Source organism: Bradyrhizobium sp. USDA 3397, assembly GCF_054060965.1.
The window spans coordinates 8,313,157-8,337,756 of the sequence record NZ_JBSSDS010000001.1; the positions used below are offsets into that span (position 1 = coordinate 8,313,157).

Genomic DNA, 24,600 nt, shown 5'->3' on the forward strand with positions numbered 1-24,600 from the left:
TCATTTTGCTTGTTGGATTGCCAGAACTCATTGCGCGCGGCGGCGGGTCTTCATGTCGAGCCAAACCGCGAGAATGACGATGACGCCGGTGACGAGCGGCTGCCAATTGGCGCTGACCGCGAGCAGGTTCATGCCGTTCAGCACCAGGGTCAGGATCAGCGCGCCGATGAAGGTGCCGAACACGGTGCCAACGCCACCGAACAGCGAGGTGCCCCCGATCAGAACGGCCGCGATCGCCGGCAGCGTCAGGCTCTCGCCGATGTCGGCCTCGGCCGAATTGAGCCGCGACAGGAAGATGATCGAGGCCAGTCCCGCCATGGTGCCTGAGACCGCGTAGACCAGCAGCAGGCGCCGTGCGACCGGAATGCCGGAGAGCCTTGCTGCGACCGGATTGGCGCCGATCGCATAGATCTCCTGGCCCCAGACCGTGCGCTGCGCGAAAAATGTCCCGATCCCAAGGAACACCAGGAGCAGGTAGACCGGAATGGGCAGGCCGAACAGATAGCCGCTGCCGATCTGGCGGAAGCCGGCCGGGAAGCCGTGCAGGGTCTCGCCCGCCATGTACCAATAGGTGAGGCCGTTCAGCACCCAGAGCATGCCATAGGTGGCGATGAACGAGGGGATGCGCAGCGCCGTGACCATGACGCCGTTGATCAGGCCGACGATGCCGCCGCAGGCAAGTCCGGTGAGGATGCCGAGCGCGGGCGAACCGGTCGTGTGGATCACGGTGCCGGCGAGGCAGGCGGACAGCGCGACATTGGCGCCAACGGAGAGATCGAGGCCGGCCGTGAGCACCACCAGCGTCAGGCCGGAGGCGATGAAGAAGGTCAGGCTCGCTTGCCTCAGCACATTGAGGATGTTGCCGAGGCTCAGGAAGGAATCGCTGAGCACGGCGAGCACGGCGCAGATCAGGAAAGCGGCGAGCAGGCGATAGAACAGCTGGACCGCGTCCTGCGACAGGAAAGAGCGGGGCGGCGCCATGGCGCCCTTGGTGATGTCGGTCATGTGCGGCTCCTGAGGCCGTCGAGGAACAGGGCAACGATCACGAGCACGCCGACGCTGGCGACCTGCACCGAGGAGGGCAGCGAGATCAGGTTCAGCCCGTTGCGCAACACGCCGACGGAGAGAACCCCGAGCAGCGTACCGAGCAGCCAGCCATTGCCGCGCTCGAACGAGGTGCCGCCGACGGCGACGGCCGCGATGGCATCGAATTCCAGACCGAGGCCCGCGGTGGGGTGACCGGAGTTCATGCGTGCGGTCATCAACAGGCCGGCGATGCCGGCCATGGCGCCGCCGATCGCATAGACCGCGATCAGCAGCCTGTTGGGCGAGAGGCCGGCATAGCGCAGTGCCTCGCGGTTGCCGCCCAGGGCAAAGATGTAGGTGCCGAACCGGGTGTGATAGAGCAGGCCGTGAAAGGCCGCATAGGTCACCAGCGCCATCACGATCGGCACGGGGATGCCTGCTAGCGTCGCCGAGTAGATGTCGCGCACGCTGTGGGGAATGCCGACCACGCTCTGGCCGTCGCTGACGATCAGCGACAGGCCCTGCGCCATGCCGAGCGTGCCCAGCGTCGCGACGAACGGCGGTATGCCGAGAATGGCGACCAGCCAGCCGTTGGCAACGCCAAAGGCCGTGCCGACCAGAAGGCCGGCGCCGAGGCCCAGTAGCATCGACTTGGTCGCGAGCGACACGATCGCCACGCAGAGCGAAGTCAGCGTCAGCACCGCGCCCATCGACAGGTCCAGCCCCTCCGTCATGATGATCAGCGTCATCGGCAGCGCGAGCATGGTCAGGATGGTCGACTGCACCAGCACGTTGGAGAGGTTGGCGACCGACAGGAAGCCGGGCGCGATCACGCTGAACAGCGCGATCAGCAGCACCAGCACCATGGCAACGCCGGGAATGCGCTGCAGCGGATTGGGTTGAGCGACGACCGCGACCTCACGCATGATGCATCCCCAATCGCACGATGTTCTCCTCGGTCAATTCGTTGCGTGACAAATGTCCCGCGATGCGCCCCTCGCGCATCACATAGGCGCGGTCGCAGACATGGCAGATCTCGACCTGCTCGGACGAGATCATCAGCGCCGCCGCGCCGTCCGCCACGAGGCGGTCGATCAGCGCGAAGATCTCCGACTTGGCGCCGATGTCGATGCCCCGCGTCGGCTCGTCGAAGATGAAGAGCTTCGAGCCGGCGGCGAGCCATTTGCCGATCACGACCTTCTGCTGGTTGCCGCCGGAGAGCAGGCCGACGGTCTGGCGTGCGCTCGGCGTCGCGATGCGGAGCTGCCGGATCAGGCCGTCGGCGGTACGCTGGGCCGAGCGTTGGTCGAACAGCCCGCTCGGGAACAGTTTTTTCAGCGCCGACACCACCAGATTGTCGCTGACGGATCGCAGCAGCGCGAGGCCTTCGCTCTTGCGGCTCTCCGGGATCAGCGCGATGCCGCGGCGGGCGGCGAGATCCGGCTCGCCGGACATGCTCTTGCCGTCGAAGATGATCTCGCCCGAGGCCACGGGATCGGCGCCGAAGATGGCGCGGGCGACCTCGCTGCGGCCGGAGCCGACCAGGCCGCACAGCCCGACGATCTCGCCGCGGCGCACCTCGATGTTGATGTCGGAGATGCCGGTGGGCGCGGAGAGGCCCTTGACCTCGAGCAGCACCTCGCCGGGCTTGTCGGCGAAATGGCGCGGATAGGTCATGTCGACGTTGCGGCCGACCATCATGCGGACCAGCTGGTCCGGCGTGACGTCGGCGGGCCGGACTCCGTCGATGCGGCGGCCGTCGCGCAGCACGGTGATGCGATCGCCGAGCGCGAACACCTCGGCCATGCGGTGCGAGATATAGACGATCGAGACGCCGTCGGCCTTCAGCCGCGCAATCAGCGCGAACAAAAGCTCGGTCTCGCGGTCGGACAGTGCCGCTGTCGGCTCGTCCATGACGAGGATGCGGGCGTTCTGGCTGATCGCCTTGGCGATCTCGACCATCTGCTGCTGCGCGACGCCGAGCTTGTCGACAGTGGTGGCGGGATCGATGTCGAAGCCGATGGTGTCGAGCACGCGCCTTGCGTCAGCCAATATCCTGCGACGGTCGATGGTGCCGGGAATGCGGCCCTTCGGCTCGCGGCCAAGAAAGATGTTCTGGGCGATGTCGAGATGGGGGACCAGCGAGAATTCCTGGAAGATCACGGCGATGCCGAGCTTCTGCGCATCGGCGGTCGAAGAGATCGCGACCCTCTCGCCGTTGTAATAGAACTCGCCCGCGTCGGCGCGATAGGCGCCGCACAGCACCTTCATCAGGCTCGATTTGCCGGCGCCGTTCTCGCCCAGCAGCATATGGACTTCGCCGGGGTAGACGGCAAAGGACACGTCGTCGAGCGCCTTGACGCCTGGAAACTCCTTGCTGACGCCGCGCAGCTCCAGCAGCGGCGTGGGCGAGGTGACCTCGATCGGGAGCGCGTCGCTCATGGCTTATTGCTCATGTTTTGGCTCTGCCAGCAAAGATCTTTCCGGGGTTCATCAATCCGTCGGGATCGAGAGCCGCCTTGATCGATCGCATCACGTCCACGGCATCGCCGAGCTCGTCGGTGAGATAGTCGATCTTGCCGAGCCCGATGCCGTGCTCGCCGGTGCAGGTGCCGTCCATGGTGATGGCACGCGCGACCATGCGGGCCTGCAGCGCCTTGGCGCCTTCGGCCTCCTCCGGTTTTGTCGCGTCGATCAGGATCAGCATGTGGAAATTGCCGTCGCCGACATGGCCGACGATCGGCGCGGTGAAGCCATGCTCGTCAGCGTCACGACGCGTCTCGGTCAGGCATTCGGCGAGACGCGAGATCGGCACGCAGACGTCGGTGATGACGGCGCGTGCGCCGGGGCGCAGGCCGAGGCCCGCATAGAGCGTGTTGTCGCGGGCATGCCAGAGCCGGCTGCGGTCTTCCTGCGCCTTGGCCCAGGCAAAGCCATGGCCGCCATGATCGGCTGCGATCGCCTGCGCGGCTTCGGCCTGCTCGGCGACGGAGGTTTCGGAGCCGTGGAATTCGAAGAACAGCGTGGGGGCCTCGCGATAGCCGAGCTTGGCGTAGGCATTGATGCCGCGCATCATGACATCGTCGAGCAGCTCGATGCGGGCCACGGGGATCGCGGACTGGATCACGGAGATCGCGGTGTCGACGGCCTCGTGCAGGGTGTCGAAGCTGCAGACCGCGGCCGAGATCGCCTGCGGCACCGGGTGCACCTTCAGCGTGATCTCCGTGATGATTCCGAGCGTGCCTTCCGCGCCGACGAACATGCGCGTCAGGTCGTAGCCCGCCGCCGATTTCCGCGCGCGCCGGGCGGTGCGGATGATGCGCCCGTCGGCCAGCACGACCTCGAGCGCCATGACGTTGTCTTTCATGGTGCCGTAGCGCACCGCCATCGTGCCGGAGGCGCGCGTCGAGGTCATGCCGCCGATCGAGGCGTCGGCGCCGGGATCGATCGGGAAGAACAGGCCGGTATTGCGCAGCTCAGCATTCAGTTGCTTGCGTGTGATGCCGGGCTGCACCACGACGTCCATGTCGCTGTCGTGCACTGCGAGCACCTTGTTCATGCGCGCGAAGTCGAAGCAGACGCCGCCGGCGATCGCCGCCGCATTGCCTTCGAGCGAGGTGCCGGCGCCGAACGGGACGATCGGCATGCCCGCACCGGCGCAGAGCTTGACGATTTCCGCGACCTCCTGCGTGGTCTCAGGGAAGACCACGATGTCGGGCGGCAGGCTCCGATAATGCGACTCGCTCTGCCCATGCTGATCGAGCACGCCGCGCGCGACGCTTGCGCGCGGACCGATCATGCCGGCAAGGCGCTCGGCCACAATGCCCGTGCTGATCCGCGGTCCCATCCTCAGCTCCCGTCCCTGTTTTACGGACTCTTGTTGGTCCGTTGTTGAGCTTAAGCGGCTCTTGCGTTGCTTGCGACCTGCTTCAGGCCGAAATCATAGTTGAGATGAAAATAGTCGCGCTCCACCATGCGACCATCCGGCGCACGGCCGGCCGGATGACGGACGAAGTTGCGGATCAGGCTGTCCTTGACGCCGAACACGACGTCGCTGTCGAGATATTGGTCGCCGGCAACGAACACGTGCGTCACCAGCTGCTCGAAACCTGGCGCTGAGATCATGAAGTGCACGTGCGCCGGGCGCCAGGGATGGCGTCCCTGCACCTCCAGCATCTCGCCGACCGGTCCGTCATGAGGAATCGGGTAGGCGGCCGGCTTGATCGACCAGAAATGGAAGCGGCCGTTGGCATCGGTGTGGAAGCGGGCGCGCATCGCGAGATCGCCGATCTTGTCGAGCTGCTGCACGTCGTAATAGCCGTCGTCGTCGGAGTGCCAGACGTCCACGATGGCGCCGGCGAGCGGCTTTCCGTCCACGGTCGAGACCGAGCCGGTGACCAGCATGGGATCGCCATCCATCGGCCCGGAGATGTCAGCGCCGCTGTCCTTCTCGGGCGCAGCCTGGACGAAGAATGGCCCGAGCACCGTGGTCTCGGTCGCGCCTTCGGGCACCGGATGGTTGATGGCATCGACCAGCATGGAGACGCCGAGCGTGTCCGACAGCAGGATGAACTCCTGGCGCTTGTCGGTGCACATATGCCCGGTGCGGGTCAGGAAGTCGATGCCGTATTCCCACTCCTTCTGGGTCGGCCGCACCTCGCGGACGAAGGCGTGAAGATGCCGCACCAGCGCTTCGCTCACCTGCTTGATGCGCGGATCGGTCGCGCCCGCGATCCGCTCCAGCACCGCATCCGTGATCGTGTTTTCGTTGAAGTTACGCATGTGTATCTCCGCGATCAGAGTTTTGGTTCGCCGAGGCCGGACAGTCGTTCGAGATGCTTGACGGTCGCAATGAAGTCGGTGTCGCCGTCGCCTTGCGCGACCAGCGCGCCATAGGTCTCGCGCACTTGCGCGGCAAGCTGCAGCGGCACGCCGACGGCGTGGCCGGCGCCCAGGATCAGGTCGAGATCCTTGGCCATCTGCTTGCAGGAGAAGGTGGACTCGAAATCGCGCGTCCGCAGCGGCGCGGTCTTGTACTTCACCATGGGGGAGGCAACCGCGCTATCGTCGAGCACCTTCAAGATGTCCTGCCAGGCGATGCCGCCCTTGCGCGCCAGCGCCAGGCTCTCGGCCATCATCGCGGCCGACACCGCGATCATCAGATTGACCGAGAGTTTTGCGTAGCGCGCTTCCTCGGCAGGGCCGAGATAGGTCTGAGCGCGGGTGAAAGCTGTGAACAGCTGCTTTACGCCGTCGAAGGCGTCTTTCGGCCCCGAGACGAAGCAGGTCAGCGCGCCCGTGTGCACGATGCTGGCATTGCCGGAGACCGGCGAGCGCAGATAGGAAATGCCGCGTGCCTGCGCGGCGGCCGCAACCTCAGCCGAGGCTTCGACACTCACGGTGCTGGTTTCGATCAAGACGGCACCGGGCGCCATCGCGGCGATCAGGCCGGCGGAGCCGAGCAATGCGCCGCGCAAAGCGGCGTCGTCGGGCAGGGACGTGATCACTGCAGCCTTGCCGCTCACGGCCTCTGCCGGCGAGGCGGCACTCCCAATGCCCTGCGCGCGAGCCTCGCTGATCCTCGCCGCGCTCTGATCGAACGCGGTGACGGTGTAGCCGGCTTTCGCGACGAGCACCGACATCGGCAAGCCCATCTTGCCGATCCCGATGAAAGCAACTTGTTTCAGAGCGTCAGCCATTGTTCTGGTCCATTGGCGCCTTCAGGCGGCGCGTCCCTGTCGTTCGATATCCTGCACCAGCCGCCGGCCGGATTGCGCCAGCAGCTCCTTCTTCGTCTCCAGTCCCTCGACCTGCAGCCGGCCGTTCCTCTTCTGCCAAACGCCGCCGATCATGACGGCCCCGATGTTGGCGAGGCTCGTCTGCATTACGACGGTCGCGACGGGATCGTGCACCGGATGGAGATTGAGGTCGGAGGCGTTGATAATGACGAGGTCGGCGAGCTTGCCCGGCGTCAGCGAGCCGATCTGGTGCTCGCGTCCGAGCATGCGGGCGCCTTCCACCGTGATCCAACGCAGCGCTTCCCGCACCGGAATCGTGGTCGTCGCCGGAATCGTGCCGCCGGTCTTGCGCGATTCCGCATTGTCGAGCGCCCGCTGCATCGACAGCGCAACGCGCGCCGCGGAGAGGAGATCGCCGGCCAGCACGGATTCGAGATCAATGCCGATCGTCGGCCGCACGCCGCGCTTCAGCAGGCGGCCGGTGATCGGAAAGCCGTGGCCCTGGATCATCTCGTTCTCGGGCGTGACGGAGAAGGAAACACCGAGATCGACGAGACGATCGAGCAGGCCATCAGGCAGATCATTGCCGTGGACGATGTTGATGCCGGGTCCGACCAAGCCGGCCTCGATCAGCCTGTCCCAGCCGCCCGGCGTTTTGGCCGGACCGCCGCCCTGATGCATCGATGCGATCAGGTTCAGCTCCCGCGCCAGGCGGAAATCGTGCATGGCGACGTCGAGCGTCGAATAATGCGGACCGAGAATGGCGAGGCCCAGCGTGACGAGTCCGTCGCGGTCGCCGAGAGGGCCCGCCAGCAGCCGCTCGACCTCGCGGCGAGGATGCGGCACTTCCGAGAAATGCGGCTCGCCCGGCTTCGGTTCGGGCTTCGGTGAGCCGTGGAAGAACGCGGCGCGGATGCCGCTTTCGATCAGGCCGCGCAGGGCGGCGTCGGTATGGTCCGGCGTCGGGTTGTTGTGGCACCAGTCGACCAGCGTGGTGACGCCGTGATTGATCTGGTTCAGCGCGCCGACAAGGGTTGCGATGTAGATGTCGTCGGGCCGGAACACGGTGGCGAGGCCCGCATGCATGCGGCGGAAATATTCCAGCAGCGTCCAGTTCGCTGCAAAGCCGCGCAAGCCGGTCTGCCAAGTGTGCATATGTGCGTTGATCAGGCCGGGAATGACGAGGCGGCCCGTGCCGTCGACGATCTCGGTGTCGGCCGTAGCGTCGATCGACGGACGCACGTCGGCGATCCGGCTGCCCTCGACCAGCACATCGCCGGTCGAGAGATCGCCGATCGCGTCATCCATGCTGATGACGGTGGCGGATCTGATCAGGGTGCGCCGCATCGCCTCACGCCGCTGCTTTGATGGCGCTTGGCGGCTCGCCGGCGAAGGCGCGTGCAATCAAGTCGCGAATGGCGCCACGCTCGAGCGGGCGCGGGTTCCAATAGGCGTTGGTGACGGCGAGATCGGCCGCCTTGTCGATGCCGCTCTCGGGCATGCCGACATCACGCAGCGCGACCTTCGCACCCAGTCGCTTCGCAAGATCGAAAAGTCCCTGCGATGCGTCGGTCGCGCCGATCGCGCGCGCGATCCGCGCCATCGCGTCGGGCACGGCCGGCGCGTTGTAGGCCAGCGCATGCGGCAGCACGATGGTGTGGGTTTCGGCGTGCGGCAGGTCGAAGGTGCCGCCGAGCGTATGGCAGAGCTTGTGATGCAGCGCCATGCCGACAGTGCCCAGGCAGACACCGCACAGCCAGGCGCCATAGAGCGCCTCGGTGCGGGCCTCGCGATCGTCGCTCTTGGCGGCAATGGCGGGCAAAGCGCGCGCCAGCGCGCGGATGCCTTCTTCGGCCATCAGCGAGGTGACAGGGTTGGCGTCGCGCGCGTACAGCGCCTCGACCGCATGCGCGATCGCGTTGATGCCGGAGGTCGCGGCGAGCCTCGCTGGCAGCGTCAGCGTCAGGTCGACGTCGTAGATCACGGTCTCCGGCAGCACGGCCGCATCGCGCACCGTGGTCTTCAGCCCGTTTTCGGTCTGGCCGACGATCGGCGTCATCTCCGAGCCGGCATAGGTGGTGGGAATGCAGAGCTGGTTGACGCCGGTGCGCAAGGCCAAAGCCTTGCCGAGCCCGGTGGTCGAGCCGCCGCCGAGCGAGACGACGCAATCGGCCTCGCATGCCTTCATCGCCGCGAGCGCGCGGTCCGTGACCTCTACCGGCGTGTGCATGGTGGCGCCGGAAAAGATGCCGGCATAGAGCGGGCCGAGCGCGGCTCCCAAGCTCTTGCCTTGTGCCTGCTGCTGCGGCGTCGTCAGCACCAGCGCGCGCTTGCCGCCAAGCCGCTCGACTTCGGCCCTGGCGCTCGCCAACGTTCCGCTGCCGAACACGACGCGGCAGGGCAGGTTTTCGAAGGTGAACGAACCGATCATGCGCCGGTCTCTTTGATGGGATAATCGACCTGGAAGCGCCCGATCCGCAAGTCGCCCAGCGCCTCGCGCACACGCAGATGCTCGGGGTGGTTGGCATAGGCGGCGAGCGCCGCCTGGTCAGTGAATTCGGAGAACAGCACCACGTCGCAGGCGTAATCGACCGCGCTGACGTCCATGCCGACTTCGATATGGGTGAGGCCCTCGATCCGGCCCTTGAGGTCCTCGAACAGGGTCTTGACCTTGAGCCGGGCGGCCGAGCGCTCCGCGGGCGTCTCCCCGCGCAGCCGCCACATCACGATGTGCCTGATCGGGCCCGACATTTCCTGATTTCCTCGCCTGCAACGGTGCTTTGTTGGCGCCATTTTGCCTTGCAGAAAACGGAAATAAAGGTCAAAATTTGTAAGTCTCTTTTCCTCGTTTCGCAAAAATGGACCGGCTGCTTCAACTCGAGGTCTTCTCCAAAACCGCTGAGCTCGGCAGCCTTTCCAAGGCCGCCGAAATCCTGCGGATGTCGAACGCCGCTGCGAGCCGCCATCTCAGTGCGCTGGAGGAGCGGCTGGCGGTCCGGCTAATCGAGCGCAACACGCGCCGGCAATGGCTGACCGAAGCGGGACAGGAACTGCTGCAGCGGTGCAGCACGCTTCTGAACGAGCTCGCCGAGGCCGAGGACGCCGTTTCCGACCGCGCGCTGTCGCCGAAGGGCATGCTGCGCGTGACAAGCTCGCTGTCCTTCGCGATGATCTACCTCGCGCCGATGCTGCCCGCCTTCCGCGCGCTCTACCCTGATCTCAGCGTGCAGATCATCAGCGCAAATCGCTATCTCGACTTCATCGAGGCCGGCATCGACGTCGCGATCCGCACGCGCGAGCACGAGCCGGATTCAAACATCGTCGTTCGCCGCATCGGGCAAATGCACCGCGTGCTCGCGGCCGCTCCCTCCTACCTCGAGAAGCATGGCCGGCCCGAGCATCCGGCCGATCTCGCCCGTCACAACATGCTGATCTACAACCTCGCCAATGATCCTTATTCGCTGCGGCTGAGCCAGGGCAGCACGACACAGACGATCCGGATCGCGCCGACGCTCGACAGCAATGACGGCCAGATCATCTGTGGCGCGGCGCGCGCGGGGCTCGGCATTCTGATCCAGCCCCTCTATATCGTGCAGGGCGATATCGCGGCTGGGCGGCTGGTGCCTGTCCTGAGGGATTGGCAGCTGCCGTTGCTCACCATGAACATCGCCTATCAGAACCGCGTCAGGCTGCCCGCGAAGATCAGGGTGTTCTCCGACTTCCTCGTCAGCTACATCCGGGAGCATTCGGAGCCGGGGATCTGGATCGACGCGGCGAAGTGAGCGGAAGCAGCATGTATCTCGGCATCGATCTCGGCACGTCGGCGGTCAAGACGGTTCTCGTCGATGATGCCCAGCGCGTGATCGCAAGCGAGAGCCGGTCGCTCGCGACCGTCTCGCCGCAATCGGGCTATTCCGAGCAGGATCCTGCGCAGTGGATCGATGCGACCTTCGCCACGCTGGATGCTCTTAAGGCATCGCACGCCGATGCGTTGGCAGCGGTCGAGGGCATCGGGCTGTCCGGCCAGATGCATGGCGCAACGCTGCTCGATGCGAGCTTGAGGCCGCTGCGTCCCTGCATCCTCTGGAACGACGGACGCTCCGCCGCCGAGTGTCGTGTTCTGGAGCAGCGCTGGCCCGCCTTGCGCGAGGTGACGGGCAACAAGGCGATGCCGGGCTTCACCGCGCCAAAACTGCTCTGGATCGCCGCGCACGAGCCCGAGATCTTCGCGGCGACGAAACTCGTCCTTCTGCCAAAGGCCTATCTGCGACTGGTGCTGTCGGGCGAGGCCGTCGAGGACGTCTCGGATGCCTCGGGATCCCTGTGGCTCGACGTCGCGCGCCGCGACTGGTCGGACGCAGCGCTGGCAGCGAGCGGCTTGTCGCGCGAGCACATGCCGCGTCTGGTCGAGGGATGCGCGCCCGCAACCACGCTGCGCAGCGAGCTCGCGCGGCGCTGGGGCATGGTCAGGCGGCCGGTGATCGCGGGTGGGGCCGGCGACAATCCCGCGGGCGCCGTCGGCATCGGCGCAATCCGGCCGGGGGCCTCCTTCGTGTCGCTGGGAACCTCGGGTGCCCTCATGGCCCCGACTGACCGGATCGCCGCCAATCCCGACCGCGTCGTGCACACGTTCTGCCACGCCATTCCGGGCATGTGGATTCAGGCCGGCGCGATCCTCTCGGCCGCTTCCTGCCTCGCCTGGCTCGCGCGCCTGTTCGTCGCCACCGAGGCCGAGCTGCTGGCGCCGCTTGGAGCACGACCGCAGGCGCCGTCGCCGGTGAGCTTCCTGCCTTATCTCGCCGGCGAGCGGACGCCGCACGACGACCCCGTCGTGCGCGGCATGCTGGATGGCCTGAGCCATGGCACCGATCGCGCGGCGATCGTGCAGGCTGTGCTCGAAGGCGTTGCCTTCGCGCTTGCCGATTGCCGCGATGCGCTCGCGGATGCCGGCACCTGGATTGCGGAAGCCGACGTGATTGGCGGCGGTTCACGCTCTGCCTTCTGGCTCTCGGTGCTGGCGAACGTGCTGAACATTCCGATCCATCGCTTTGCTGGAGGTGAAACCGGCGCTGCGTTCGGTGCGGCGAGATTGGGGCGGCTTGCTGTCAGCGGTGAGGCAATCGAAGCGGTGTGCACACGTCCACAACGCATCGAAGCATTCGAGCCCGACGTTGCACTGGTTGATGCCTACGCCGAGCGGCTTCCCGCCTGGCGTGAACTGTATCGGCCGCGCCACTAGCTGGCCCAATCTGGTTTGCATACTTCGGTATACGCGCCTTCGGTATTGCCCTGCGTCACCCGCTTTTGTTTAATGACCAAACCGCGTTGCCGAGAAACGAGACGCGGGTGGGGAAACGCATTGTGCGCCGGGAGGCACGATGAACGATCCGATCCTCGAGATGCGCGGGGTGTCGAAGACCTTCTTCGGCATCAAGGCGCTGCGGGCCGTCGATCTCACCGTCTATCCCGGCGAAATTCACGCCCTGATGGGTGAGAACGGCGCCGGCAAGTCGACGCTGATGAAGATCCTGTCCGGCGCCTACCGGCCTGATCCGGGCGGCGAGATCCGCATCGAGGGCAGGACGGTGCGGATCGAAGGTCCGCTCGGCGGCCGCGCGGCGGGTATCTCCATCATCTACCAGGAACTGTCGCTCGCTCCCAATCTCAGCGTTGCCGAGAACATCTATCTGGGACGGGAGATATCGCAATCGGGCTTGCTGGCGCGCGGCGCCATGCGCGAGGGCGTCCGCCCGATCCTGAAGCGCCTGGGCGCGGACTTCCTGCCCTCGACGCTGGTGGCGCATCTGTCCATGGGGCAGCGGCAGCTGGTCGAGATCGCCCGTGCGCTGCACGTCAGATCGAAAATCCTCATCATGGACGAGCCGACGACCTCGCTGTCGGCCGCCGAAAGCGAGCGGCTGTTCGCGCTGATCCGCCAGCTTCGCGCTGAAGGGCTTGCCATCATCTACATCTCGCATCGCATGGACGAGGTCTATGCGCTCGGCGATCGCGTCACCGTGCTACGCGACGGCCGCCTGGTGGGTTCGCTCGACAAGCCCGAGATCCGCGCCGACACAATCGTTCGGCTGATGGTCGGCCGCGACGTCTCCTCGTTCTACAAGAAGGACCATGATCCGGAGGCGGGGCGGGGGCATCCCGTGCTCGCGGCGATCGACATGGCCGATGGCGGGCGCGTCAAGGGCTGCTCGCTCACCGTGCATGCGGGCGAGGTAGTCGGCCTTGCCGGCCTGATCGGCGCCGGTCGCACCGAGCTTGCGCATCTCATCATCGGTGCGTCGCCGAAAACCTCCGGCCGGCTCGAGCTGGAGGGACGTCCGGTCGAGATCCGCACGCCGGGCGAGGCGCTCGAGGCCGGCATCGCCTATCTGACGGAAGACAGGAAGGCGCTCGGCCTGTTTCTCGACATGTCGTGCCTGGACAACATCAACTTGGCCGTGCTCGGCCGCGATGCGAAGCTTGGCTGGTTTCTGGACCGCGACAAGGCACGCGAGCGCGCCGACCGCGCCTTTGCAGGCCTCAGCATCCGCGCCGCCAATGCCGGCGTTCCCGCCGGCGGCCTGTCAGGCGGCAACCAGCAGAAGGTGCTGCTGTCGCGGCTGCTCGCCATCGCGCCGAAGGTCCTGATTCTCGACGAGCCGACGCGCGGCGTCGATGTCGGTGCCAAGTCGGAAATCTATTCGATCATCGACAACCTCGCCAAGGCCGGCACCGCGATCCTCGTCATCTCGTCCGATCTGCCCGAGATCATCGGCATCTGCGACCGCGTCATCGTGATGCGTGCCGGGCACATTGCCGGCGAGGTCAGCCGCGGTCCGCATTCGCCGCTGGCGCAGGAAGACATCATGGGGCTTGCCACGGGGATGGAGCATCTCGATGCCTGACAATGGTGCTGTGGAGGCAAAGCCGGCATCGACGACGACCAACGGCGCTGCTGCGGAAACAAGACGCCAGCGGATGAGGATGCTGATCAGCGCGCTCGGCATGTTGCCGGTGCTGCTGATCCTCTGCATCGGATTCAACGTGCTGTCGGAAGGCCGCTTCTTCACCGGACAAAATCTCGGCATCGTATTGCAGCAGGCTGCTGTGAACACCGTGCTCGCCGCCGGCATGACCTTCGTCATCCTCACCGGCGGCATCGACCTGTCGGTCGGCTCGATCCTGGCCGCCTCCGCGATGGCGGGTTTGACGCTCTCCAAGATGCCGGAGCTCGGGATGCTGTGGCTGCCGGCGGCACTGCTCACCGGCCTCGTCTTTGGCATCGTCAACGGCGCGCTGATTGCGCTGCTTCGCCTGCCGCCCTTCATCGTCACGCTCGGCTCGCTCACCGCGGTGCGCGGCTTGGCGCGGCTGCTCGGGGCCGACACCACCGTGTTCAATCCCTCCATTCCCTATGCCTTCATCGGCAACGGCTCGCTGACGCTCATTCCCGGTGTCGCGTCGATCCCGTGGCTCTCGGTGATCGCATTGCTCGTCATTCTCGTCTCTTGGCTGGTGCTGCGCCGAACCGTGCTCGGCGTGCATATCTATGCCGTGGGCGGAAACGAGAGCGCAGCACGGCTGGCCGGCATCAAGGTCTGGGCCGTCCTGATCTTCGTCTACGGCATCTCCGGACTTTTCGCCGGGCTCGGCGGTGCCATGCAGGCGGCGCGGCTCTATGCGGCCAACGGCCTCCAGCTCGGTCAGTCCTATGAGCTCGACGCGATTACTGCGGTGATCCTCGGCGGCACCTCGTTCGTCGGCGGCATCGGCTCGATCTGGGGCACGCTGGTGGGTGCGCTCATCATCGCCGTGCTCTCGAACGGGCTCATCCTGATCGGTGTCTCCGACATCTGGCAATATGTGATCAAGGGCCTGGTGATCATCGGTGCCGTGGCGCTGGACCGCTACCGGCTGCAAGGCTCCGCGAGAACGTGAGAGGCCTGGCGCGCAGCGGCGTGCGCATGGCTTGAGACGAGATTCCGATGCGGCAACTGGTCTGCCGCGCCGGGGACGAAGACAGACCAGGGAGGAAGTCCATGTTGAAGACGATCATGCTCGCCGGCGCCGCCATGGCGCTTGCCCTGACCACCGCACCATCCTTCGCCAAGGAGCTCAAGTCGATCGGCGTCTCGCTGGGATCGATGGGCAACCCGTTCTTCGTCGCGCTGTCGAAGGGCGCCGAGTTCGAGGCCAAGAAGACCAATCCCAACGTGAAGATCACGACCGTCGGCTTCGAATACGACCTCGGCAAGCAGGTCACCCAGATCGACAATTTCATCGCCGCCGGCGTCGACCTGATCCTGCTCAATCCCGGCGACCCCAAGGCGATCGGGCCGGCCATCAAGAAGGCCCAAGCTGCAGGCATCGTCGTCGTCGCAGTTGACACTGCCGCCGAGGGCGCCGATGCCACCGTGACCACGAACAACGTGCAGGCCGGCGAGATCTCCTGCCAGTACATCGTCGACAAATTGGGCGGCAAGGGCGACGTCATCATCGAGAACGGGCCGCAGGTCTCCGCCGTGATCGACCGTGTGGTCGGCTGCAAGAACGTGTTCGCGAAGAATCCCGGCATCAAGGTGTTGTCCAGCGACCAGGACGGCAAGGGCTCGCGCGAGGGCGGCCTCACCGTCGCGCAGGGTTATCTGACCCGCTTCCCCAAGATCGACGCCATCTTCGCCATCAACGATCCGCAGGCGATCGGCACCGACCTTGCGGCGCGCCAGCAGAACCGAACCGGCATGATCATCACCGCCGTCGACGGCGCGCCCGATATCGAGGCCGCGCTGAAAGATCCGCAGTCGCCGCAGATTCAGGCGTCCGCGTCGCAGGATCCGTTCTTCATGGCGCGGCGCGCCGTGCAGGTCGGCGTCGGCATTCTCAACGGCCAGAAGCCGGCTTCGACCGTCGAGCTGCTGCCGTCCAAGCTCGTGACCAGGGACAACGTCGCCGAGTACAAGGGCTGGACCTCGGATCGCTCACAGTAAGGCATCGCCCGTTGCTGGGGCGCCTCAAAAAGCAGGAGATCTGACGGGGCGGCGGTTCGAGCGCCGCCGCCCCGCGCGGGTCCCGTGCTGATTGCTAAAGCGCGCTGACGTTCATCCCAGTTGCATCGCCCTTAGCGCGCGGTGGAGGGATTGGTTCGCGCAGGTGATACGCCCGACGGACTTGCGCTCGCGAAGAGACTGGTCTTGGGCTGGACGCGCGATCCGTCGACGAGCTCGAGCCGTCCGCAGCGGTTCAAAGTATGCAGCTTCCTGCCCGGCCATGCCGGTCCGGGTTTCAGAGTGTGGCGGACGACCTGCTTGAATGCCGTCGGCGACAGCTCGACCACTTCCGCCAGGGCAAGCGCTGCGCCGTATCCGTCGGTGCAATCCTGGACCGGCCGCCACAGTCTGTCATTGAGCGTGACGAAGTTTCCTGCCGGCCGCGTGCTGGCGCGGTCGATCAAGACTGGATTGCTGGCGTGGGGCAACCAGGGCCCCAGGAGGCGATCGGCGTAATAGATCGCCAGCGAATCCGAATAGCCGCCGGCTCCGTCGCGCCAGGCGCCAAACAGATAATACAGGCCGTTGTGGCGCGTGATCGTGACGTCGGCCAGCTCGAGGCCAGAAAGGAGCGTTGCGTATCGCTCCCATTTGTCCGGAAACCGAGTGCAGTTGTAGAGGGCGACGTCCCCGCGGGTCGAGCTCTCCGGGATCATCCACAGCTCGCCATCGTCCTCGATCAGGAACGGATAGGAGAGGTGACAGGGCTCCTCCAGCACCGGCATCACCTCGCCGATCGGCCCCGCGTCGTTGAACCCGATCGCGGAAATGATACCTTTTCCGACACGGTGATCGAGATCCTCGAAGAAGGCGAAGGTCCGTCCCTGCCACGTGACGGGAAAGGGATCGGCGTAGAAGTGGTTTCCAGGATCTCCCAGAACGTTCCAGCTTGGACCTGACAGGTCTCCGGTCTGCCAGACGCCCGGGCCGTCGTTGAAGCGCCATCCGACATGCCAATGCGGGGCATAGCAGCAGAGGCGATAGATCTCCTTGGCGATCGATACGGCAAGGCCGCGCGCCACGTAGCCAACGGGTCCGCGGCGCGGGACAGTTGAAGCGGGGCGCGGCAGGTGCGGCACGATGCGAGGCCTTCCCGACAGGATCGCCGCCAGCATGGTCAGGGTCCGCGCTATGACCGTTTCGAGCGCACCACTGAGGCCCGCAGCAATCTCACCGGACGGATGGCCGCGGTCGAGGACCGAACCGTCGATCTCGTTGACGATCTCGATCACGGGCAGATCGCCAGCGAGGATGGCGGCGAGCGCGGCATTTTCGCCTGCGACGCCGTTGAACAGCGGCCGCAGATACAGCCGGGCCGGGCTCGCCGGATCGCGCGGGGCATTCGTGAAATCGACGATTACGTCGGCGGTGCCGATGCTAGCCCGTGCTGGTTCGGAGCTGATCGTCAGCCTGTCGGCGCCGCTGTGCTTGCCCTTGTGCAACACGATGCGTTCGAGCTCGAACAGCGCATCGAGACCTGCCGGCCGCGGCTCCGCCGTTGCCGTCCATGCAACTTGCACCGGCACGTCCCGGCCGTCGACCGACAGCGTCCTGCGGTCCATCCAGCGCCGCGCGTAGTCACGTTCACAGCGAAACTCGATGATCATGTCGAGCCAATCTGTTCCGACCTATCAGGTCAAACGACCCGGTCGAGAATTCGGACGTATTCCTCGACCATGGCATCTACCGAATAGCGCAGCCGCAGGCCTTTGGCGTTTTGTCGCAGCTCGTCACGTAATTGCTCGTCGGTTACCAGCCTGGAGACCGCCGCGGAGAGCTTCGCATGATCGGAGGCATCGACGAAGAGTGCCGTCGGTCTGCCTTCGTAGGACAACACTTCGCGCAGGACGGGAAGATCGGTCACGACGGAGGGAACACCGGCGTTGGCGGCCTCGACCGCGGCCAGACCGAAGGTTTCGGCCTGGGTCGGAAAGACGAACACGTCGAGGCAAGCGAGAAAATCCGCCATCCGGCCGGGAGGGATCTCTCCAAGCAAATGCAGGCGGTCCGAGACGTTCAAGTCGTTCGCGAGCTGCCTCAGCCGGGCCTCATCGGCTCCTTGGCCCGCCAGCGCAAGATGCCAGGACGGTTGATCCGGCAGCAGGCCTATCGCCAGATCGAGCCGCTTGTGCGGATGCAGCCGTGCCGCGCAGCCGAGCAGGACGCGGTCCGGCGGCAGGTTGAATTGACCTCGTGCCGCCTCTTTCGACAGGGTGAGCGCCTTGTCGTCGAAGCCGTGCGGCACATGCACCATGCGCGACCGGTAGGCGGCGGGGTAGCGCGAATATTCGCGCTCCATGTCCTGCGAATTGAGCGTGATGCAGTCGAAGAAGCCGAGGCTGCCCATGGCGATGTCGGCGGTGCGGACCGGCCAGCTCATCGCCAGCGCGGATGAAACCTGATTGGCGACGACGGGTGCACGGCTGACGAGGCGCGTAACGCCGGCGCCGATGACGTTGCCGAAATGCTGGAAGGTCAAGACGGCGTCGGGCCTGGTGGTTCTGATGTGGCGGCCGAGCGTCCACAGCATCCGCAGCAGCGCCAGCGGATTGCCCGGCCGGCTCGGCGCGCAGTAGAGCGTCGCCGGCGGCTCGTCAAAGGAGTCCGATTTGCGGAAGAAGAACAGGTTGGTGACCCGGTAACCGCGCGCGGTCAGCCCGGCGCCGAGCAGCCGGGAGATCTCCTGTGCACCGGCGTTCTCGGCCTGGGTTTGCGCAAGAAGCACGTGGAGTTTTCGCCCATTGCCGTTCGGCCGCGCAGGTGCCGTCGCGCTCGTCTCGCCCAAGTCCTTGTTCGGCTGATAATGGAGCACGGATCCCGACCCGCTAAAGCAACGAAATCTTCACCTTCTTAACTCCGTACCTATCATGCGGGCATCCCGCGGACACCGGCTAGCAACAAACGGAGTTAATGCGACCTCATTGCGACGCCGTGGTTCGCGCAGCATTTCCGCTGGTTCCCGGCTGGCGCGTTAACCAATCGGTCCTGCGCGTTCACCCCGGCGGCGCGTGCTGACACCTAGTCACGCGAGTCCGCGCTGCGAACGGCGTAATTGCCGCGCCTCGATGCTGGGAAGCGCAAGAGCACCAGAACGGAAGGATCCACCCCGCTGCGCCGGCGGCAGAGGACGTTCAGGGCGATGGTCGCGAGCGCGAGCGACACGGTCGTCGAGATCGCCGCGCCAAGCACGCCGAGGAAGGGGACCAGGACGAGAAATCCGACGAGCCGCAGCCCGACGTTGGCAGCGACCACCGGCACATAGATTCGTTCATGACCGGTCAGCTGCAGGATCGCAGCAGACGGGCCACCCGCCGCCTGGATGGCGGTTCCGATTGCGAGCACGATCAGGACCGAATGCTGTTCGGCGAAATGAGGTCCGAACAGGTTGAGGAGATAGGGGCCGCCGATCCAGATCGTGGCGAGACCGGCGACGACGCAGAGCCCAGTCACTTCCGCCATCAAGCGCGAGGTCCGCTCGAACTCCCCGTGGTTCTTGCTGAAATACAGCGACGGGAGCCGGCGCGCACCGAACGTGTAAAGCGCCGCGGACACCATGGCGAAAATGTTGGCGAGGCGCGAGGCGGCAAAGTAGATTCCCGCGGTCGTCGGATCCAGCATCCAGTAGACCAGAATGACGTCGAGATACTGATTGGCGACTTCGAGGATCGATGCGAGCCAGAAGTGCAGGGCACTCGAGCGCCAGCGTGACGTCTCCGAGCGCGCCGGCGTACTGCGCAGATCCGGCAGCACGCGCGCGACGGATACGATCTGCGCAACAAGGCCAACCGACATGGCGACCGTCATCGCCGCGAACAGCTCGGCCGGATCGAGTTGGCGATGGGCGAGCAGCATGACGAGCAGGAACGCGACGACGAGGGCCCGCCAAAGGAACTCGCGGTTTCCTTCGCCCATGAGAATGCTGACCAGCGAGCGCGCGACCTGGCTGCCGAGCATCAATCCGGCATTGACGGCCGTGTAGGCCGACACCGCAAGGATCAGCAGCCACCAGTCGCCTCTCATGCTCGCGACGATCGCGATCCCGCCGATCACGATCAGCATTGCGACCGAGGCGATCTTCAAGCTCGATTGCAGCACGCCCTTGGTAAGGTCCGGCCTTTCGCCGACCTGGTATTCGTTCAGGAATCGCACCAGCAGGGATTCCTGGCCGACCAGTCCCACGACGGCTGCGATCTGCGCGACCGACAGCCAGGTCGCAAAGATGCCGAAGCCGTCAGGCGACATCGTCCGCGCCGCCAGCGAGAACAACGCGAACGCGAGCACGCCGCTGCCGACCTTGAGCAGGATGGTCCCGGCGACGCCGCGCGTGACGTCGCGCCGCATGAACTGGAGAATGGATGCGATCATGGAAGGGTTAAGGGAGCCGCGCTCCCCTGACAAGACATGTTCCGATACCGGCGAGAACCTAGCATGTCGAGCAATCGCGAGTGTTAATGGACGAGTTGGAGGATTTCGGCGATCGCGGTGATACGGGTTGCTTCGTTCTGGAACATCGCTGTCTCCATTGTCCAACATCTGCACGTTCCAACTCGCGCGATGGACGGCACAACGCCGCATCGACGACTGAGAAGGCGAGATTTGGGGCTCGCGTGCAGAATGGATTCGGGACAGCAAGACGCGTGCCGCGGCGAGTCGGCGAACTGGGCACCTGCGGTCATTAACCTCAATCTCAGGAAATGTTCGCACCCGGCCCTGCGATGCGACATCAGGCGAGAGAATTGCACTGCAGACGCTGTTAACCGTGGGAGCCGGAGCCATGACGAGAACCGTGACCGAGCCGGTCGACGGGGACGAGACCGCAACCATCGACTCGGACGTCGCCATCGTCGGTGGCGGCCTTGCGGGATCGCTTGCGGCGGCCGTGCTGGCGCGGGCAGGGCGTCGCGTCGCTCTGATCGACAAGCGGGCAGTCCATCCGGATGAGTTTCGGGTCGAGAAGATCGGCGGCCATCAGCTGGAGCTGTTCGGCAAGCTCGGCTTTCTCGATGCGCTCGAAGATGTCGCGTGCCGATATGATCAAGTGCTCAACATCCGTGAGGGCAAGGTGGTCGATGTCAGCGTCGGCAAGGCTTACGGATTTGCCTATGCCGATCTCGTCGCAATGGCGCGTCGCCAGCTTCCGGATCCTTCCAACCTGATCGTCGACGAGGTCACAGCGATTGGCAGCAGCGGCGATGTCCAGCATCTCGAGCTCGCCTCCGGACGGCGCGTGACGACGCGCCTCGTCGTTCTGGCCACCGGCATGGCAGCAGGCCTGGGCTACAAGCTCGGCATCAGGCGGCGCGTGCTGGCCGAGCGCCATTCGGTGTCGTTCGGTTTCACGATCGCGCGCAAGGATGGCACCCCGTTCGATTTCGAGGCGCTGACCTGTTACGGCGAACGCACCGCCGATGGCATCGACTATCTCAGCCTGTTTCCCGTCCACGCCGGAATGCGTGCCAATCTCTTCATGTTCCGCGATCCGACCGATCCTGTTATGCGCGAGTTGCGCCGCGAGCCGGAGGCGACAGTCTTGCGCCTGCTGCCGGGATTGCGGAGCTACCTCGGCGATTTCCGTGTGACCGATCGCGTCCAGAACTGGGTGATGGATCTGACCGTCGTCGAGGGGCATCTCCGGCCCGGAATCGTGCTCATCGGCGATGCGTTCCAGACCAATTGTCCCGCGGCCGGAACGGGCGTCGCCCGCCTGCTCGTGGACGTCGACCGTCTCTGCACCGAATATGTGCCGCGATGGCTCATGACTGCAGGCATGGGCCTGGAGAAGATCTCGCAATTCTATGCCGATCGCGACAAGATCGCGGCGGATCAGCAGTCGCTGAAGATGGCACGCTTCCGCCAGGCGCTGACCTCGCGCAACGATATCGGCTGGGACGTGCGGCGACGGTTGCACTTCCTGCGGCGCAGTCTTGCACACCGCGTCGATCAGATGCATCCGGGCTGGCTTGGGCGTGTCCGCGGCGCGCTGCGCGCTTGAACTCTGCGACCTTCGCCGGTCAGCGCGAGGGCGTCGCAGTGTGCGCGGGCTGAACCTTCAGATCCGATAGCCGCTTGGCCGCCAGCTTGAGCCAGGGCGCCTGCTTCAGCGCGAAGAGAGCGATTGCGCCTACGGCGCTGCCGACCTGCGTGACCTCCCACATCGGTGAAGGCTGGGCGCCGAACGATTTCTTGTATGGCTCGTCGCCGATGGTGAAGTCGAGCATCTGATCTCCGCGCTCGATACAATCCCGCGCCACTTGTTCGAACATCAGCGCGCCGATGGACTGGCTCTTGTAGCCGGCGATGTCGAAGGCGCTCATGATGACCAGGAAGCTGCCGCGGTGACACAATCCGAGCACGGCGGCGATCACTTCGCCGTTCATCTTCATGGCATAGAGGCGGACGAAGGAGCCGAGGCCCCGAAGGGCAACGTCGGAATAGAAGCCGTAATATTCGGGGCGCTGCAGCAGGTCTCCGTCGCCCTGTGCGTGAAAGCGCGGGCCGCGAAACTTCCTCATCACCTCCATCGTCTCGAGCACGGCGGCGCTGTCGCTGCAGCATGAGAAGCTCAGCGCGCCCTTCTTCTGCAGCTGGCGATATTTCTTGGCGAGCTCCTTCTGGTAGGAGCGATCCATCGCGCTGGCCCGCCATTGCTCGTACGGGGCGACCAGAACCGTGGCGTAGGCATTGGTGTTCATCGAAACGCGGCGGGACGTGGCCAGCAGGTTCTCGATCGGAAGCCGTCCGTCGGGCAGCTTGGCCATTCTGAGCAGATCGAAGGGGTGGACAAGGCGCCGAATCTGCATGCATGCAGCCGCATCGTCGAGCAATTGCGAGAACACGGCCGGGCTGCAAACCGGTGCCAGATAGTCGGAAACGCGCAAGTCGGCGAACTCGACGGTTCGTATCGGACCGCGCCGGATCCGAAGTAGCGGCAGCACCATCGCAAGGGTGCCGGTGTCGCGGTAGCGCACCACGACGACCAGAGCCGCTGCACCCGTTCCAGGCGCGAGCCTGGTGTAGAGGCTATGCAACCAGACCGGATGCTGGAAGGCAGTGGCAGCCGAACGATCGAACAGCTCTGCATATTCCGGAGACAGAAAGTCGAACGACGGCTCGATGGCGATGTCGAACGTGTTGCTGGGCTTATTCATGCGCAATCAAGAAAACCGGGGTCATCCGCGAACGTCGCTCGAACCGTAGCTGCGCTTATACCAAGGCCGTTACAGGTCAGACACTGCCGCCGCGCGATTTGCGCCAATGCGTTCAACCATGCGCGTATGGTTACCGAATTCTTAAATGCCGGACGCAGAAATGGCGCGCGGAGAGCGCCTCGGGTGGCGCTATTGTCCGCACAGCGCAGGGCAGCGATCTCTGATCCTCGGCTGCAGGAAAGCTATGGTTCGCAAGGTCGAGCTCGCGCCCTTCGCTCCGATCCTCGGGCCGATCGGGCACAAGCGCGAGTGAGGCTACTCAGAGGCGCACCCCGGTGGTGGCAAACGCGTGCGCGCTGGGCTCCTGCACGCGATCGAGGATCACCATCCCGGCAACCGCGATCACCACGGCCGCGACGCAGCCAAGCAAAAAAGCCTTCATCCTCAGCCTCCCTCGATTGGACCACGCCATCTATACGACAGGGCCTGCGGCGAGCAAGCTCGTCGATCGCATCAGCCATCCGCCCGCTATGGGCTTTTGAACACGGGATCGGCGGAAAGACGCATCGCCCATCGAGCCAAGGGACCGGAGCTCGGCGCTGCTGCGCTGCACGATCCGGAACGGATGCGGGTCTTGCAAGTTTTCTGCAGGCCTGGTGAGCGCATCGGAGGCTTAGCGTGAAATTACCGAGAACGATCCTGTGCTTCGCAGCACTTTGCATTGTCGAGGGCGCCCTGGCCCAGCCGGCGCAAACCAACTCGCCGACGGGGCAAACGCCTCCCGAGGACAAGGGCCAGCTCCAGCCGCAAGGTTGGACGGGTCCGATCAATACCGGCTCGGGTGGTGCGCCGCCCGAAAGCCCCCAGGGCCAGAGTCCGCCCGGAATGCAGCCCGCGCCGGAGGGGTCGTCCAAGACCACGACGGCACCGGCCAAGTAGATCGGTCCGGGATATTCATTTCCGTTGCCTGTTCTGGCAATCTCGAGCGGGTGAATGTCAGCAGGCGGCCAGGAATGAACAGATCGGCTCTGTGCACGAAGGTGGCCGCAGTGCTGTGGGCCATCTTTGCCGCATCGTCCGTGCATGCCGACATGGTCGGACATGGCGGCCCGATACGGGCTCTCGCCGTCTCGCCCAATGGCGACAGCCTTGTCTCCGGCAGCTTCGACACCGCCGTCATCCGCTGGTCGCTGAGGACGGATACGGCAGAGCAAGTGCTGCGGTATCATGCCGATGGCGTCAATGCCGTCGCCTTTGTCAAAGACGGCCGCATGATCACGGCCGGCGCCGATGCGCGCATTGCGGTGTGGACGGCGGGCCGGCCGGAGCCGGACCGGGTGCTGGAGGGACATGTCGCACCGATCGCAGCGCTTGCTGTGTCGTCCGATGGGACGCTTCTCGCATCGGCGTCATGGGACCGGACAGTGCGGCTCTGGTCGCTGTCGGACGGCACCTCCCGCGTGCTCGAAGGGCATACGCAGAACGTCAACGGTGTCGCTTTCCTGCCGGACGGCAGGCTCGTCAGTGTCGGCTACGATCTTGCGCTGCGCATCTGGCGTCTGCCGGATGGCCAACCTGACATCGTGACTTTGCCGGCGCCGCTGAACGCGGTGGCTGTCGCGCCGGATGGTGAAATCGTCACGG

General features: G+C 65.3%; 22 protein-coding genes. 8 read left to right on the plus strand and 14 right to left on the minus strand.

What is annotated here, in order from left to right; translation table 11 throughout:
• Positions 1-27 precede the first annotated feature (27 nt).
• Genes ACVWYQ_RS38570 through ACVWYQ_RS38610 form a run of 9 tightly spaced genes read right to left on the minus strand, consistent with a single transcriptional unit; the run spans position 28 to position 9,515 of the window.
• Positions 28-1,005, minus strand: a complete 978-nt coding sequence (locus tag ACVWYQ_RS38570; RefSeq protein ID WP_157282622.1) for an ABC transporter permease — start codon at positions 1,003-1,005, stop codon at positions 28-30.
• On the minus strand, positions 1,002-1,952 hold the full coding sequence (locus tag ACVWYQ_RS38575; protein WP_404652372.1) for an ABC transporter permease: 951 nt from the start codon (positions 1,950-1,952) through the stop codon (positions 1,002-1,004). Before ACVWYQ_RS38575 ends, ACVWYQ_RS38570 begins: the two co-directional genes overlap by 4 nt.
• Complete coding sequence (locus tag ACVWYQ_RS38580) at positions 1,945-3,468, minus strand: sugar ABC transporter ATP-binding protein (RefSeq protein ID WP_456727107.1); 1,524 nt, start codon at positions 3,466-3,468, stop codon at positions 1,945-1,947. Before ACVWYQ_RS38580 ends, ACVWYQ_RS38575 begins: the two co-directional genes overlap by 8 nt.
• Before the next feature lie 10 nt (positions 3,469-3,478).
• Complete coding sequence (locus tag ACVWYQ_RS38585) at positions 3,479-4,873, minus strand: FAD-linked oxidase C-terminal domain-containing protein (protein ID WP_456727108.1); 1,395 nt, start codon at positions 4,871-4,873, stop codon at positions 3,479-3,481.
• 50 nt (positions 4,874-4,923) lie between these two features.
• Positions 4,924-5,808: an intradiol ring-cleavage dioxygenase gene (locus tag ACVWYQ_RS38590; RefSeq protein WP_271541131.1), complete on the minus strand. Its 885-nt coding sequence runs from the start codon at positions 5,806-5,808 to the stop codon at positions 4,924-4,926.
• A gap of 14 nt (positions 5,809-5,822) precedes the next feature.
• Positions 5,823-6,725, minus strand: a complete 903-nt coding sequence (locus ACVWYQ_RS38595; protein ID WP_456727109.1) for an NAD(P)-dependent oxidoreductase — start codon at positions 6,723-6,725, stop codon at positions 5,823-5,825.
• Positions 6,726-6,746: 21 nt separating this feature from the next.
• Positions 6,747-8,111 (minus strand): amidohydrolase family protein, encoded by a 1,365-nt coding sequence (locus tag ACVWYQ_RS38600; RefSeq protein WP_456727110.1) that lies wholly within the window; start codon positions 8,109-8,111, stop codon positions 6,747-6,749.
• 4 nt (positions 8,112-8,115) lie between these two features.
• Positions 8,116-9,195: a maleylacetate reductase gene (locus ACVWYQ_RS38605; protein WP_456727111.1), complete on the minus strand. Its 1,080-nt coding sequence runs from the start codon at positions 9,193-9,195 to the stop codon at positions 8,116-8,118.
• The gene (locus ACVWYQ_RS38610; protein ID WP_456727112.1) at positions 9,192-9,515 is read right to left on the minus strand and encodes a Dabb family protein; all 324 of its coding nucleotides are present in this window, start codon (positions 9,513-9,515) and stop codon (positions 9,192-9,194) included. The genes ACVWYQ_RS38605 and ACVWYQ_RS38610 overlap by 4 nt, the downstream gene beginning before the upstream one ends.
• Positions 9,516-9,622: 107 nt before the next feature.
• On the opposite strand from ACVWYQ_RS38610, the gene ACVWYQ_RS38615 reads away from it, so the two are divergent.
• The 5 genes from ACVWYQ_RS38615 to ACVWYQ_RS38635 all read left to right on the plus strand — a co-directional run bounded on the left by ACVWYQ_RS38615 (position 9,623) and on the right by ACVWYQ_RS38635 (position 15,748).
• On the plus strand, positions 9,623-10,546 hold the full coding sequence (locus ACVWYQ_RS38615; RefSeq protein ID WP_157282638.1) for a LysR family transcriptional regulator: 924 nt from the start codon (positions 9,623-9,625) through the stop codon (positions 10,544-10,546).
• Between the two features lie 11 nt (positions 10,547-10,557).
• Entirely contained in the window at positions 10,558-12,003 is a 1,446-nt protein-coding gene (gene xylB / locus ACVWYQ_RS38620) for a xylulokinase (protein WP_456727113.1), read from the plus strand.
• A gap of 139 nt (positions 12,004-12,142) precedes the next feature.
• A complete protein-coding gene (locus ACVWYQ_RS38625) occupies positions 12,143-13,666 on the plus strand; it encodes a sugar ABC transporter ATP-binding protein (protein WP_456727114.1) in 1,524 nt (507 codons plus the stop codon).
• Positions 13,659-14,699 (plus strand): ABC transporter permease subunit, encoded by a 1,041-nt coding sequence (locus ACVWYQ_RS38630; RefSeq protein ID WP_157282642.1) that lies wholly within the window; start codon positions 13,659-13,661, stop codon positions 14,697-14,699. Before ACVWYQ_RS38625 ends, ACVWYQ_RS38630 begins: the two co-directional genes overlap by 8 nt.
• A 101-nt stretch (positions 14,700-14,800) precedes the next feature.
• Complete coding sequence (locus ACVWYQ_RS38635; RefSeq protein WP_197946720.1) at positions 14,801-15,748, plus strand: ABC transporter substrate-binding protein; 948 nt, start codon at positions 14,801-14,803, stop codon at positions 15,746-15,748.
• A gap of 131 nt (positions 15,749-15,879) precedes the next feature.
• Here the strand turns inward: ACVWYQ_RS38635 and ACVWYQ_RS38640 are convergent, their stop codons facing one another.
• The 3 genes from ACVWYQ_RS38640 to ACVWYQ_RS38650 all read right to left on the minus strand — a co-directional run bounded on the left by ACVWYQ_RS38640 (position 15,880) and on the right by ACVWYQ_RS38650 (position 20,173).
• Positions 15,880-17,415 carry a glucosamine inositolphosphorylceramide transferase family protein gene (locus tag ACVWYQ_RS38640; protein WP_456727115.1) on the minus strand — a complete coding sequence of 512 codons (1,536 nt, stop codon included), beginning with the start codon at positions 17,413-17,415 and terminating at the stop codon, positions 15,880-15,882.
• A 29-nt stretch (positions 17,416-17,444) separates the two neighbouring features.
• Entirely contained in the window at positions 17,445-18,620 is a 1,176-nt protein-coding gene (locus tag ACVWYQ_RS38645; RefSeq protein ID WP_456727116.1) for a glycosyltransferase family 4 protein, read from the minus strand.
• A gap of 206 nt (positions 18,621-18,826) precedes the next feature.
• Positions 18,827-20,173, minus strand: coding sequence for an oligosaccharide flippase family protein (locus tag ACVWYQ_RS38650; protein ID WP_157282648.1), 1,347 nt, complete (start codon positions 20,171-20,173; stop codon positions 18,827-18,829).
• 409 nt (positions 20,174-20,582) lie between these two features.
• Between ACVWYQ_RS38650 and ACVWYQ_RS38655 the strand changes: the two genes are divergently transcribed.
• Entirely contained in the window at positions 20,583-21,800 is a 1,218-nt protein-coding gene (locus ACVWYQ_RS38655) for an FAD-dependent oxidoreductase (protein WP_456727117.1), read from the plus strand.
• Between the two features lie 19 nt (positions 21,801-21,819).
• On the opposite strand, the gene ACVWYQ_RS38660 is transcribed toward ACVWYQ_RS38655, so the two are convergent.
• Both ACVWYQ_RS38660 and ACVWYQ_RS38665 read right to left on the minus strand, forming a co-directional pair.
• Entirely contained in the window at positions 21,820-22,956 is a 1,137-nt protein-coding gene (locus ACVWYQ_RS38660; RefSeq protein ID WP_404542065.1) for a GNAT family N-acetyltransferase, read from the minus strand.
• 319 nt (positions 22,957-23,275) lie between these two features.
• Positions 23,276-23,398, minus strand: a complete 123-nt coding sequence (locus ACVWYQ_RS38665) for a hypothetical protein (RefSeq protein ID WP_404542063.1) — start codon at positions 23,396-23,398, stop codon at positions 23,276-23,278.
• Between the two features lie 236 nt (positions 23,399-23,634).
• Between ACVWYQ_RS38665 and ACVWYQ_RS38670 the strand changes: the two genes are divergently transcribed.
• Both ACVWYQ_RS38670 and ACVWYQ_RS38675 read left to right on the plus strand, forming a co-directional pair.
• The gene (locus ACVWYQ_RS38670) at positions 23,635-23,895 is read left to right on the plus strand and encodes a hypothetical protein (RefSeq protein WP_128262436.1); all 261 of its coding nucleotides are present in this window, start codon (positions 23,635-23,637) and stop codon (positions 23,893-23,895) included.
• Between the two features lie 74 nt (positions 23,896-23,969).
• The coding region (locus ACVWYQ_RS38675) for a WD40 repeat domain-containing protein (protein WP_456727118.1) at positions 23,970-24,600 on the plus strand (631 nt) is incomplete at its 3' end.